The 15,736-nt window shown below is 44.2% G+C and carries 2 protein-coding genes; both read left to right on the top strand.

Annotated elements, in window-relative coordinates; translation table 11 throughout:
* Positions 1-16: 16 nt before the first annotated feature.
* Complete coding sequence (locus tag ABDB98_RS07490; protein WP_438421835.1) at positions 17-8,743, top strand: SDR family NAD(P)-dependent oxidoreductase; 8,727 nt, start codon at positions 17-19, stop codon at positions 8,741-8,743.
* Complete coding sequence (locus tag ABDB98_RS07495; RefSeq protein ID WP_438421836.1) at positions 8,718-15,722, top strand: SDR family NAD(P)-dependent oxidoreductase; 7,005 nt, start codon at positions 8,718-8,720, stop codon at positions 15,720-15,722. The genes ABDB98_RS07490 and ABDB98_RS07495 overlap by 26 nt, the downstream gene beginning before the upstream one ends.
* Positions 15,723-15,736 lie beyond the last annotated feature (14 nt).

The following is a 15,736-nucleotide window of genomic DNA, read 5'->3' on the forward strand; positions in this document are numbered from 1 at the left end:
GGGGATGAAGATTTTTATGAAAGAAGCCCGTCATTTTAGAAAAAAAGTACTTTCTGACATAGAAAGCGGCATCATTTCTTTGGAAGAAGGAGTAAAGCGGATACAGCAGCTTGGTTCTCATTCCGCAGGGGGTAACGGACAGGCGATATATTATCAGATGGTCTGGCAGCGGACAGATCTCAGCATTCATGTAAAAGGCGGCCGACGTGAGGGCAGCCTTTTATTATTTGATAAAAGTGAAGATGTGAGTAAAGAACTTGCTGCATTGCATGATACAAGGGTTATTTTGGTTAAGCCGGGGAAAGAGTTTCGAAAAATCGGGGACGGTGTATTTGAAATCGATCCCCGTTCTGAAAGAGATTACATAAACCTGTTAGGATGGCTTATAGAAGAAGAGAAGTCAGATATACGGGAAGCGGTGCATTTGTGGTCAGACATGCCGTTTGAAAAGACAGAGAGAGCGATTCGTGAACAATGCGACAGCGGAGTCTATTCTTTGTTTTTACTACAACAGGCGCTCTTCAAAAATAACTGCCGCAAACCGATCAAGCTGTTATATGGATATTTTTCGCATCTTTCTGGAGAACAGCCTCTTTACGCGGCGGCAAGCGGATTTTTGCGGACATTGCAGCTGGAAAATCCGTTAATCTCAGCAAAAAGCATTGAAATGGAGCAGTCAATAGCAGCCGTTCACGCAGCTGATATCATACGCAATGAGCTGAGTAATTTCCAGCCTTCAGATGTAGAGATCCGTTATAAAGACATGCAGCGTTATGTCAAACAGCTCAAAACGTATGAACCCGAAAAAAATTCCGGAAGCGGAGATGTGCCGCTGAGAGAAAATGGAGTATATATTATCGCAGGAGGCGCGGGCGGATTAGGATTTACTTTTGCAGAATATTTGGCTTTTCAAACAAAATGCTGCCTTGTTTTAACGGGGAGGTCTCCGCTCTCAGACCATATAAGAAGACAGCTGAGACGATTGGAGGATGCCGGTTCTTCAGCTGTTTATGTTCAGGCTGATATTACCAATAAGGAAGAAGCCGAATATGTAGTCAAAAAAGCCAAAACTTCTTATGGAAAAGTAAACGGGGTCATTCAGGGCGCGGGAATCATCCGTGACTCTTTCCTTCTTAACAAGTCACGAGAGGAATTCGATCAGGTAATCAGACCGAAAGTATTGGGTACGATGTGGCTGAATGATGCTGTTGAGAAAGAAAATCCTGACTTTTTCATTTGCTTCTCCTCTACTTCCGCAGTGTTGGGAAATGTCGGGCAATCTGATTACGCGTTCGGAAACAGTTATATGGATCATTTCATGAATATGCGTTCTGCCCAGGATTCTGATACGATTTCTCTCTCTCTGAACTGGCCGCTGTGGAAAGAAGTCGGCATGCAAGTGGATGAGCGAACGGTAGAGACAATGAAAAAGGCGGGTTTTTATCCTTTAGAAAAAGAAGAAGGTAAAGAAGCGTTTGCAGTCGCATTGTCCTCCGGTTTTTCGCAATTTACTGTGTTTTACGGAGATGAGCAAATTGACAATCATGTTCATCAATTATATGAACGAAAAGACAGCATTCAGGCAGATGAAGGAACAGGGAGAAATATCGAATCATTTGATTCAGAGAAACTGACAGCTGAAACATCTGATTTCATCATAAAAATGATTGCTGCAGAATTCAGGATGCCTGCGGACAAAATAGATGCAGAAGAGGCACTGGAAAAATACGGACTTGATTCCGTTATGATTATCAATATTACGAATGAGCTTGAAAAACATTTCGGCGCGCTCTCAAAAACGCTGTTATTCGAATATCAGACTGCGGCAGAATTGTCACAGTATTTCGTTGAGGAGCACAGGGATACTCTTCTTCATAAACTCCGGTTAGGAGAAAACGGGAGCAGCACCCCATCTCAGAAGAAAAAAGATAATAAACAGACAGCCGATGTTAACGGGAAACAGAAAATCCAGATGAAAAATCAGGTGCAGCAGGAGAAGTATCATGATAATGATATCGCGATTATCGGTATCAGCGGACGTTACCCGATGGCAAATGATCTTGATACTCTGTGGGAAAACTTATTGAACGGTAAAGACTGTATAACTGAGATACCTAAGGATCGGTGGGATTCGGGGCTGCACTATCAGCCCGCAGCAGGCGATGAAGTAAAAAACCAAAGCAAATGGGGGGGATTTATTGACGATGTGTATCATTTTGATCCGTTGTTCTTTAATATTTCTCCTGCCGAAGCTGAATTAATTGATCCGCAGGAGAGACTGTTTTTAGAGACGGTTTGGCACACCATAGAAGATGCGGGGTACGCAAAGAAAACGCTTGAAAGAAAAAACGTCGGTGTTTTTGCAGGGGTTATGTACGGCCAATATCAGCTGTACAGTGTCGGTCACGAAGCGGCCGTTTCTTCCTCGTATGCATCAATCGCCAACCGGGTATCCTACTTCTTTAATTTCAGCGGGCCAAGTATTGCTTTGGACACGATGTGTTCCTCATCATTAACGGCTGTTCATTTTGCCTGTGAAAGTTTAATCAGGAATGAATGTGAAATTGCAATTGCAGGAGGCGTCAATTTATCCATTCATCCTCATAAATATGAACTTCTGACCCAAGGCGGATTTTTATCCAGTGATGGCCGGTGCAGAAGCTTCGGTTCCGGAGGGGACGGCTATGTGCCGGGAGAAGGGACAGGTGCCGTGCTGCTGAAACCTGTAAAAAAGGCTATTGCGGACGGTGATCAGATTTATTCAGTTATAAAGGCAACAGCCATCAACCACGGTGCTAAGACGAATGGATATACCGTACCGAATCCCAAAGCTCAAAGTGAGGTCATTACGAGAGCCTTAAAAAAAGGGTTAATTGATCCAAAAAGCATCAGCTATATAGAAGCTCACGGAACAGGCACCGCGTTAGGAGATCCGATTGAAATCACCGGTCTGACCAGAGCATTTTCAGGTGCCGAACGCGATAAGAAAACATGCGCGATCGGGTCGATTAAATCAAATATCGGACATCTTGAGGCTGCTGCAGGCATAGCGGGCATTACGAAAGTTATTCTTCAAATGAAACATAAAACGATTGTTCCGTCACTGACTCATTCTGCTGAATTGAATGAAAATATACCGTTTCAAAAAACACCTTTTTATGTACCGGACAGTGCCGAAAAATGGGAGTCATCCGTTCCCAGGCGTGCCGGAATCAGTTCTTTCGGGGCAGGAGGAGCTAATGCCCATGTTATTTTAGAAGAATTTGCGGATCAAGCTATCTCTCCTCTCGCGGCTGAAGAACCTGAACAGCTTTTATTTGTTTTTTCTGCAAAAAATGCCGACAGGCTGGAAGAATATGCAAAACGCGCAAAAGAACATATAGCAGCCAGAGATTATCCATTAGAAACACTTAGAAATACAGCATTTACTTTACAAACCGGGAGAGAAGAAATGCCGCACAGATTGGCTGTTATCGCCTCCACAAGAGAGGAATTGCTTAAAAGACTGACAGGCTATACTCTCGGAAACGCGATGGATCATATTTTTACAAGCGGCAAAGACACAACAGAAGCTCAAAGGATGAACAAAGCTGAAATTGAAGAAGCAGCCGCAAACAGAGATCTTTTGAAGATTGCTGAATACTGGGTTGCCGGTAACGGAGTAGATTGGCCGTCACTTTATAAAGATGCCACTCTGAGACGGGTATCAGCACCCGGATATCCATTTGCCAAAGAGCTGTGCAGAATAGATGCGCAAAATATTGGAAGCCGCCGGATGAACGTTAATAACGATCTGCATCCTTACATTTCATGCAATATATCTGATTTTAAAGCACAGAAGTTTCTTATCAATGTAAGCGATACTGGTTTATATATAAAAACAAAGTATCAAGACAAGGAAATGTTTCCGTTTCTCAGTCAGATTGAAATGGCGAGAGCTGCCGGAGCGATGGCTTCAGGGAATCCGATTATTAAATTAACAGAGCTCTCCTTTAGAGAACCGATGTTACAAAGCGGAAGCAATGAGCAGATCCGGATTGTATTAACCCCGGATAATCAGGGTGCATCGTATTCTATAGAAAAACAGAGCGACTCATCCATTTATTCCTCAGGGCGGCTCGAATTAGAAGGCGGGGCGTACGAGAACGGAAATATTCATCTTGAGCCGTTTCTGTCTCAGCGCGCAGAACGCATACCGTACGAAGCGTTTTATCAGCGGCTTGCCGAATTCGGATACAGCTGCAGTGACAGTCTGAAAGCGGCAGAGCAATGTGTCAGCAGGAACGGACAGGTACTTTTAAAGATAAAAGCAAAGGCCGGGCCGAAAGGGTGCATAATCAAACCGGAAGTTATTGAGAGCGTATATCAAGCCGTCATATACCTTGCGGGGGAAAATGCCGGAGAGCTCCCGGAAAATATTAAAGAATGTACGATTTTTGATCATGAGACTGAACCCGTTTATGTATATGCAGAACAAACTGGAGAAACCGATTCGGCTTATGATGTGTATGTATTAGACAATGCCGGCGGGATTTTGATGGAACTGAGCGGGCTGGTTTTTGGCGAAAAGCCTAATAAAAATGCACGTTTTTATGAGCATAAGTGGGATCAAAAAAACCCTCTGATTGAAATCAAAGATAGGGAGCCAAAAACAATTCTGGTCTTTGCAAAAGATGAAGCACTGGCTGGAGCTCTGAAAAATCAATCAGACAGCCGTGTCATTCTCGTCACGCCGGATCAGCGGCAGACCGATCAAAATCTGCTGACATTCTGTGTAAACCCGGAAGTGACGTCAGATTACATTCGTTTATTCGAAGAATTAGAGAAAAAGGGGTTTGCTCCTGATGTCATCTTACACACGGGAGAAACATTTTACGCGGGTGACCACCTTCTCAGCGGCCTGGAATCAATTTTTTATTTATTAAAAGCTCTGAGCGCCCGCAGTGATGCCTCTCTTTATCTTCATTCTCTGCTTCTTGTTCACTCTTTTAAAGAAGGCGTGAATGATCCGTATACGGGCGCTCTTGCAGGCTGTTTAAAAACGGCAAATATGTTGGTGCCATCCGCAGAGAATGTGAAGTCAATCGGTTTTTCAGAACGTATATCAATTGAAAAAATGGCTGAATTTTGTCTTAACGAAATGGTTTCAGGCATGGAACGGCAGGCGGAAGAAGTTAAATATATAAATGACAAGAGGTATGTTAAGACATTAAAGGAGTATGTATTCAATCATACAGAGCACTCTCATCAGCTGAAACAGAAAGGGGTTTACCTCATAACGGGCGGTTTAGGCGGTCTGGGCCTGATTTTCGCAAAATATTTAGCCTCTCAGTATCAAGCAAAATTAGTATTGACGGGAAGGTCACCGTTAACAGCTGATAAACGCCATAACATTGACCGGCTGCAGGCACTTGGAGGAGATGCTGTATATTATCAAGCTGATGCCGCAGATCAAAAGACGATGGGACGGGTCATAGAAGAAACGAAACGGACTTGGGGCTCCATTCAAGGTGTTATTCATTCAGCTGGTCATGCCGATGATCGGTTATTTACAGAGATGAATCTGACTGATTTTTCAGAAGGCATGACTGCTAAAATTGAAGGAACGGTATGCTTAGATGAATTAACGAAAGATGAGCCGCTTGATTTCTTTATCGTATTTTCTTCTATTTCTTCGGTCTTCGGAGATTTTGGACAGGTTAATTATGCGTTGGGCAATTATTTTCAAGATCAATATATAAATTGGAGAGCCGAACAGAGCCGCCGGCAAGAGAGACAAGGCAAGAGCATTTCGATTAACTGGCCGTTGTGGCGTAAAGGCGGAATGCATTTAAACAAAGAAGCGGAAGAAGCTTATCTTTCTGCATCCGGGTTTGATTATTTGGAAACGGAAGAAGGGATAGCGGCTTTTGAGACGATTTTGGCAAATGACTGTCCGCAAATTTCGGTTGTTACCGGGGATGCCGGAACAACACCAGCAAAAAAAGATCTGCCGCATCAAAAAGTAAATACGCTTCCGGTTCGTCAAGAGGAAATTTCTTATACAGCACCGGTGTCTGCAGACAATGTCCTGGAAGAACTGAAGCAAATGGTATCGGAATTATTGAAAATTAACATTGAACAGCTGGATACGGCAGAGAATTTCGGCAATCTCGGCTTTGATTCTATCAGTTTGAAAACATTAGCTGTCCGACTGAATAAAAAATACAAGCTTAAGCTGACACCTGCCGTTTTCTTTACTTACAGCCATATAAAATCTCTTTCAGAATTTCTAAACAGTGAACTGCGTACTGTTGCAAAGGGGAATACAGATGCAGAAAAAAACATTTCTGAAAAAAGGAAAGTAGTGCACGCTGGGAAAACCACCGGGAAAAACGTGAAGCCGCCGCGAAGTTTTCCGTTTGAAAAAAAGACAACAAGACAGGCTGACCATCATCCAGAGAAGCCGCCAGTTGCTATTATCGGGATGAGTTGTGTTTTTCCGGGAGCAAAAAATGCAGATGAGTTTTGGATCAATTTAATCAATGAAAAAGATTTGATTCAGGAAATTCCCCCGGATCGCTGGGATTGGAAAAAATACGCCGAAGGCAAAGGAAGCAGCGAAGTACATTCGAAATGGGGCGGCTTTATCACAGATGCCGATAAATTCGATGAGGCATTTTTCAATATTAATCCGCGGGAAGCAGAACTCATGGATCCTCAGCACAGAATTTATTTGCAGGAAACCTGGAAAGCGATAGAAGATGCGGGTTACAAAGCTTCAAAGCTGTCTGGCAAAAATATCGGGGTGTTTACGGGCATTCAATTTAATGATTACCGCCAGCTGCTGATGAGGCATTCGGACGGGGCGCATGCGTTTGCGGGAACCGGAAACAGTCAGGCGCTCATCAGCAACCGTGTATCCCACTATTTTAATTTCAGAGGTCCGAGTGAGTCCATTGATACAGCCTGCTCAAGCAGTCTTGTAGCAATCCACAGAGCTGTGCGCTCGATTCAAAATGGTGAAAGTGAGCTGGCGGTAGCAGGCGGGGTTTCGCTGCTCTTAGATCCAGTCACGCATATGTATACTGATAAACTCGGTATTTTGTCTAGGGACGGCCGGTGTAAGACGTTTGATAAACTTGCCGACGGTTATGTCCGCGGTGAAGGTGCAGCTGTTCTGTTATTGAAACCATTGCAAGCGGCAATGAATGACAGAGACAATATTTACGGAGTCCTGAGAGGAACCGGAGAAAATCACGGAGGAAGATCTGCTTCATTGACCGCGCCGAACCCGGAAGCTCAGGCAGAACTGTTAACGTCTGTTTACAAAAATGCCGATATTCCTGTTGATACGATATCTTATATTGAAGCACACGGAACCGGGACAGAACTGGGAGATCCGATTGAGATTGAAGGCTTGAAAAAAGCGTTTGGATCTTTTGAGCCGCATTCAGGAAAGAATCATGATCAATATTGCGGCATCGGTTCAGTAAAAACGAATATCGGTCATTTAGAGCCCGCCTCTGGAATGCCGGGGCTGATTAAAGTATTACTATCCATGAAGTATAAAACACTGCCTGCCACACTACATGTCAAGGAACTGAACCCTTACATTCAATTAAGCGGAACGCCGTTTCATATTGTCAATAAAACAATGAAGTGGGCCAGATTAATAGATCGAAAAGGAAATGAAATTCCGCGCCGTGCCGGAGTCAGTTCCTTTGGATTCGGCGGGGCAAATGCTCATGTCATCGTGGAAGAATTTGAATACGGACAAGATAAAGCAGTAACTGCCGAGCGGGAACAAATCATTGTTCTATCGGCCAAAACAAAGGAAAGGCTGATGGTTAAAGCCAAAGAGTTAACAACGTTTTTACATGAAGAACTATCAGTTCAATTCAGTCAGCAAGAGGTGCAGGAACGTGATTTGCAAGAGGCGGTTCGGGAAGCGGCAGCGGGTATCCTGCGTTTAGATACCGCAGATATAGATGCAAAGATACCTCTTTCTGAATTCGGATTTGATCCGTTGGCTTATTCCGAATTAATTTCTTATATAAACCAAATGTACGGCACAGAAATATCACTAGACATATTTCAGGAATTAATGACCCTGAGCGAGCTGTGCCGCTATATCAGCAGCGTCCGGAATCGATCAGCTGATAAACCGTATAACGGCAATTTTAGAGAAAAGTCCGGAATCGGTCTTGAAGAAATAGCATATACGCTGCAAACCGGAAGGGAACCATTTGAATGCCGCCTTGCGATCACTTGCTCGAATACCGGAGATCTTCTTGAAAAATTAAACGGTTACATCCAGGGGAGCAGGCTGCAAGGTGTTTATGCAGGAAATGTAACGGATTTTGATAGTCTGTACGCTCCTTTATTCGGCGGCCCCGAAGGTCATGCATATGTTCAATCACTGATTCAGCAAAACAAGCCGGCCAAACTGGCTCAGTTGTGGACGATCGGTTGTGAAATCAGCTGGGAAGACTTGTATGAGGAGGAACTCAAACCGGTTAAACTGTCTCTTCCTCTTTATCCTTTCAGCAAGAACAGACATTGGATTCATTTAAATAAAGATGAAGCGCAGAAGGCTGAGGCTTTCTCGGGTACTGAGCTTCACAACTCAAATAAAGATGCAGCAGATGGAACAATCATGTCACTTCTTGAAAAAGCACAAACAGGTGAGATGAATACGAAAGAGACGTCAGAGCTGATAGAGGAGTTGCTTTTCCATGAACGAAAAAACGATGCAAATTGAGCAAATCGTGAAAAAGGTGAAAGAATGCAGCCTGACGCCTGAAGAAGGGCTGGAATTAATTAAGAGCTTGGGGAAAACCCATCTATATGAAATGGTATGGGATAGACATGAATTTAAAGGCAGTGAAAAATTCCCGCATACGAAAGAGCCAATTTTATTTTTTTGCGAAGACGACAGCATGTATACCGTAATGAAGAGGCAGCTTGAAGGCTATGAGGCACCTTTCATTTACGTGACTTCCGGCGAGCGTTTCGAAGATTGCCGGAACGGTCGTTTTACAATGAACTTTGCAAAAGATGAGGATTATGATGCGTTATGCGGGGTTCTGCGTTCTCAAAATATAAGACCCCGTCATATTATTCATTTTTTGGCTGCCGGGCTCTTCAAAAATACAGAAGATGCAATGAGAAAGCAGCTCAATAAAAGTCTGTATTCCTTGTTTCACATGTTTCAGGCCTTCATGGCGAACAAACTTTGTCCGAAAGCAGAAATTTTGTACCTGTATGAAAATACCGAGGGCGAGGTTCAGCCGATTTATAACGCGGTTGAAAGTTTTCTTAAGACCGTACAGACCGAAAATCCGAATTTCACATGTAAGGCTGCAGAGCTGAAATCAATGTTTGACGAGCCGTTTACAAAGCAGCATGTTGCAGATGTCATCTCTTTTGAATGGAACAATCAATGTAAGACGAACCACGTTACCTGTTATGAGCCGAGGCATTATTATAAAAGGCAGCTTCAAAGAGTAAAAAAAGAAGATGGGGAGAAACATAGTTTCAGTGTAAAAAAGAACGGTGTGTATTTAATTACGGGAGGAGCCGGCGGTCTCGGGTACCTGTTTGCGGAATATCTGGCGAAACAGGCAGAAGTCAAGCTGATATTAACCGGGCGTTCCCCGGCCTCCCGTGAAACGGCGCAAAAATTGAGCGCTCTTGAAAATCTTGGCGCTGAAGCCTTATATGTCCCGGCAGATATTTCAAAGGAAAAAGAGACGGCCGCGTTAATGAAGCACATTAAGCAGACATTCGGAGAATTAAACGGAATTTTGCACAGCGCCGGACTTGTTAAAGATGCATTTATCATAAAAAAAACGAAAGAAAGCATAGAAGAAGTTATAGCGCCTAAAGTATTCGGAACCGTTTGGCTGGATAAAGCAGCTGAAGAAGAGCCTCTTGATTTCTTCGTTATGTTTTCGTCCCTTTCGGCCGTTCTGCCTAATGCGGGTCAAAGCGACTACGCCTTCGCTAACGGATGTATGGACGGATTCACCCAGTATCGAAGCATTAAAGGTCGTCCCGGGAAAACACTTTCTATTAATTGGCCGTTATGGGATGCGGGGAATATGACAGTCGGGCCGGGAGAGCTGCAGGCTTTAAGACATGCAGGGCTGGAACTTTTATCCGCTCAAGCCGGGCTTGCCGCTTTTCAGGACAGTATGAGCCGCTCTGCTTCTCAGCTGGCTGTTATCAGCGGAGACAAAGATAGAATAAATGAATTACTCTTAACGGATCATAAAGAAATAGAGACTGTGCCTGGAAAAAACAGTAATCTGCTGCAATTAAATGAAAAAGATCTGAAAAAGCAAACGATCCGTCTTTTGACAGAGATCGTCGGTGCGGAAACGGGAAGACCGGCGGACAGTATTTTACCCGAGGATACGTTTGACCGTTACGGAATTGATTCTCTAACGATTTTAGGTCTTAACTCCCGTCTGGAAAAATATTTTGGAAGAGTGTCTAAGACTCTTTTCTTTGAATACAGCAGTGTTGAAGAGCTGTCAGAGTATTTTCTTGAACACTATCATCATGAGTTGAAGAAGGTGTTTTTACCGGCAGCCGAACAGCGAATTGATCATTCGGCGCCGGGGAAACGAGAGAAGCTTTCCGTTTCCCGCATACCATCCGCACCTTCCGAGGAAGATATTGCAATTATCGGTATAGCCGGCCGCTACCCGATGGCGAAGGATGTGGAACAGTTTTGGGAAAATATTTCTTCCGGAAAAGATTGTATAACGGAAATACCGAAAGAGCGCTGGGATTTTCGGAAATATTATCACACAGGTGACAATGCCCGTCATGACAGCAAATGGGGAGGGTTTATAAAAGACGCTGATAAATTCGATCCGCTGTTCTTCTCAATTTCGCCCCGTGATGCCGAGTTAATTGATCCTCAGGAACGGTTATTTTTAGAGACAGCGTGGCACACGTTTGAAGATGCGGGTTACACAAAGAAAAAGTTGAAACGGCATAAGACAGGTGTATTTGTCGGTGTCACCTACAGCCACTATCAGTTATTTGCAGCCGGTGCTTCAGATGATGAGGAACGTCAGGCGCTCCTGTCTTCTTATTCGTCTATCGCAAACCGGGTATCATATTTCTTTGACCTGCACGGACCCAGCCTTGCAATTGATACAATGTGTTCTTCTTCACTTTCTGCTGTTCATTTTGCATGTGAAAGTTTAAAAAGGGGAGAATCCACCCTCGCCATAGCCGGAGGAGTGAATTTATCCTTACACCCGGATAAATATACTTTGCTTTCACAAAATCATTTTGTTTCAAGCGATGGGCGCTGCAGAAGCTTTGGAGCGGGAGGAGACGGATATGTGCCGGGAGAAGGAGTCGGGGCCGTTCTTTTGAAACCGCTTTCTGCCGCAAAGGCTGACGGGGACAGGATTTACGGTGTGATTAAGGGAACATCTGTAAATCACGGCGGAAAAACAAACGGATACACTGTGCCAAATCCGGGCGAGCAGGCAAACGTCATCAGTGAAACTCTTGATAAGGCGGGGATTGATGCAGACAGCATAAGTTATATTGAAGCGCATGGCACCGGAACATCTTTGGGAGACCCGATTGAAATTTCAGGTTTAATCAAAGCTTTGCACAGCTCGAAAAGCGATTATCGTTGTGCAATTGGTTCGGTTAAGTCAAATATCGGACACCTAGAGGCTGCGGCGGGAATTGCTTCTATCACAAAAGTGCTGATGCAAATGAAATATAAACAGCTTGCTCCTTCCCTTCATTCCGGTAACTTAAATCCTAATATTGATTTTGAGGAAACACCGTTTTACGTGCAGTCTGAACTGACCGATTGGGAGACGCCGCAAAATCAAGCCAGAAGGTCAGGCATCAGTTCTTTCGGCGCTGGAGGATCTAATGCCCACATTATCATCGAAGAGTATAAGAATGAAGAAAAGATGGAAACGGTACAGAGCAACAAGACGCAAATTATTCTGCTTTCTGCTAAAAATGAAGAACGGCTCAGACTCTTGATTGATGCATATATAAAAGAACTGGAGCCAAAAACGTCACTAGCTGATGCTGCGTACACTTCGCAGACCGGGAGAAACGCTATGGAAGAGCGGCTCGCTGTTGAGGTTAGCAGCATTGACGATCTTCGCAATAAGCTGACGATGTACTTGCGGTCAGATCAGAAGGTAAACGGTTTATATAGGGGAAAGGCCCGCCGAGGCGCTGGTCAAAAGAATGCCCTGTCAGCCGCTCACTTTAAAAGTGCAAGAGAAATGGCCATTCACTGGGTGAACGGAGGAGACGTTGAATGGGAAGAGATGTACACTGCGGAATTACCGAAGCTTATCTCTCTTCCTGTATATCCTTTTGAACGGAACAGATATTGGGTGCCTGCCGCAAAAGCAGCACAGAAAGAGAAAAAAACAGGTGTACCGCAAAGTCTGCCCCATGCACCGATTGACTTATCATTTGATGTATTAAAAAAATCATGGAAAAAACAAAAGGCTGCGCCTTCCGCTTTTATGAAAGGACAGGTGATGATCCTGGCTAATAGTGAAAGTGAGCGGCTTGCATTCAAATTGTTTGATTCAGATCCTCTGATTGAATCCGCTGTCATTTGCGCAGATAACTGGGATCCTTCGGATGGGGAAGCCAAAAAAACGGCTCTAGCAGTCATAGAAGAAAATCCGGAAATCATCGGCATAATTGACCTGTCAGATTTGCGGAGTGATCAAAACGGGGCACGCACCGGCACAATCGGGAAGCTGACACTGCTGCAGGAAATCATAAAGACACGTAAACAGCTTTTCGTTTTACATGTGACCAGTGGGCTGCAGACATTTCTGAATGACAAGCCGTCGTTAGCCGGAGCCGAAACAGCCGGACTATATAAAATGCTGAGTGCGGAGTATCAAAAGATAAAATCAAAAACAATAGATGTAGACGGGCATGTCGGGACTGCGGCGGAATTGAGACGGGTAATCACAGATGAAGCTTGTGCTGACGGGCTGTATAGTGAAATCTGCTACCGGAACGGTGAACGTTATATTCCATACGTCGAGAAATTACATGCAGCGGAAATAAACCGGAAACTATCCGGCCTGCCGGTATGCCGTACGGATCAAACCCTGGTTATTACAGGGGGAACAAGAGGGATCGGGGCAGAACTTGCCAGACATTATGCCGGAAAGGGAGTCAAAAAACTTGTGTTGATGGGAGTAACCGACCTTCCGGAATCTGATAAAATAGCCGGCATGTTAAAAGACACCGATGAAAAGTCACCTCTTTATTCGAAACTACAACTGCTGCATGAGTTGGATCAAAAGGGAGTTCAGGTGGAAGTGTATTCCGGGCCGCTCACGGAAAAAGAAAAATTACAACGCTTCTTTTCAGAGGTGAGACTGAAGTTCGGCAAAATCGGCGGGGTCATTCATTGCGCTGGTGCAGCCAATCATTCGAATCCGGCTTTTATTCATAAATCTGATCAAGAAATAAGAGAAGTATTTGAGCCAAAGGTGCAGGGGATGCAGGTACTCCATGACATTTTTATTGATGACAAACTTGATTTCTTCATTTTGTTTTCATCTGTTGCGAGCGCCTTTCCTTTATTAGGCGCCGGAACAAGTGACTATGCCGCAGCGAACGCTTTTATGGATTACTTTGCGGCGTATCAGCATGCAGCCGGCAGAACATATTATCAATCAATTAACTGGCCGAGCTGGAGGGACATTGGGATGGGCGAGGTGACAAGTCCAACATATCAGGCACTTGGTTTACTTTCACACTCAACAGAAACAGGTATTGCCATGCTGGATGAAATGATGACGATAAACGGATACCCCTGCCTTATACCGGCAAAGACACATCCGGAGAAATTCAAGCTGGAGCAGCTGCTTCAGACAAGAATTCAAGCTGCTAAAAATAACCCGGATGCTGAAGAAAAAGAGATCTCTGGTCAGGGAGACAATGAAGCTATGATCAGGAAGTTAATGGAGATTTTTTCCGCGGAGCTGAAAATACCTTACGAGAATTTAGATCAGGATACGTCTTTTGCGGATTACGGAGTTGATTCAATCTTACTGGTTCAGCTTGTCAAAAAAGCGGAAGATGCATTTCAAATAAAAATTGAACCATCAGCTTTTCTGGAGTATCCGAGTTTTTCACAACTGGGCGTCTATTTAAACGAATTATTTGCAAGTGAGGGGATCAGTCCTCAAATTGATTCAGAAAACATTGAGATTCGGAAAAAAGAGCAAGATATAAATCAAAATGCTTCCGAAGTACGGGACAGCGGATCTCAAATACAACAAACCAGTCTGAACCAAATCGCTATTATCGGAATGGGCTGTGAGTTTCCGGATGCTCCGGACACAGAAACGTTCTGGAGAAATTTGAAGAAAGGACAAAATAGTGTCCGCGAAGTCCCGGCGTCGCGATGGGATATTTCTTCATACTACTCTGACACCTATGAAAAGGGAAAAAGTATCAGTAAGTGGGGCGGATTTCTTCAAGATATTGAGTCTTTCGATCCCGCGTTTTTTAATATGAACAAAAGTGAGGCATCAGAGCTTGATCCGTTAATCAAAAAATGCCTTGAGGTCAGCGTCCAGACATTGAGAGACGGCGGCTATACAAAAGAAGAAGTATCAAACAAAGAAGTCGGCGTCTTCATCGGTTCGCGGACCGGGACGTTTATGTCCAAAATAGGTTCCCCTTCAAAAAATACGATCGTGGGTATAGGACAAAATTTCATAGGTGCGCATATCTCACACTTTTTTAATCTGAAAGGACCGAATCTGGTTGTAGACACGGCTTGTTCTTCTTCATTGGTCAGCGTCCATCTCGCTTGTCAAAGCCTGATGTCAAAAGAGTCAGATATGGCGATTGCGGGCGGGGTTGACATTTTGCTGGATCAAAAGCCTTACGTCATGTTGAGTGAGGCTCGGGCGCTTTCACCTGAAGGAAAGTGTCATACATTTGATGAGAAGGCAGATGGATTTGTACCGGGAGAGGGATGCGGCGCAGTCCTTTTGAAAAGACTTGATGACGCCCTTGCCGAAGGTGACAGAATTTACGCGGTAATTGACTCATCCGCGGTTAATAATGACGGACAGACAATGGGAATGACAACACCTAATCCGAAAGCGCAAAGCGCAGTGATAAAAAAAGCCCTGAAAAAAGGCGGGATTGATGCAGATACTCTCAGTTATGTCGAGACGCATGGCACCGGTACGATGATAGGAGATCCGATTGAATTAAAAGCGCTGACAGAAGTGTTCCGGGAGGTTACGGAAGAAACGCAATTTTGCGGAGTGGGCAGCGTAAAAACGAATTTCGGACATTTAATGAGTGCAGCGGGGATAGCGAGTATTATAAAGGTTGCCTTATCCATAAAAAATCAGATGCTCCCGCCGACATTACATTGTAAAACGCCAAATCCGCGTTTTAAATTTGATCAGTCGCCATTCTTTCCGAACACGTCTTTAAAAGAATGGTGTCCCAGAAAAGGGGTTTTGCGAGCCGGAATCAGCTCTTTTGGATTCGGGGGCACGAACGCACATATGATATTAAGCGACAGCCATCTCACATTAGGATATGGAGAGACAAAAAGACACCCGCTTTCTCCGATTATATTCAATAAGGAACAATGCTGGATCGACAATGGAGAAACTCCAGAAAAGGAAGAGTCAGAATTGCTGATTCCTTTACTTGATTTCAAAGAATTATAAAGAAAAGAAAAGGA

The sequence above is a fragment of the Bacillus siamensis genome (assembly GCF_051628075.1).
GTDB lineage: Bacteria > Bacillota > Bacilli > Bacillales > Bacillaceae > Bacillus > Bacillus siamensis.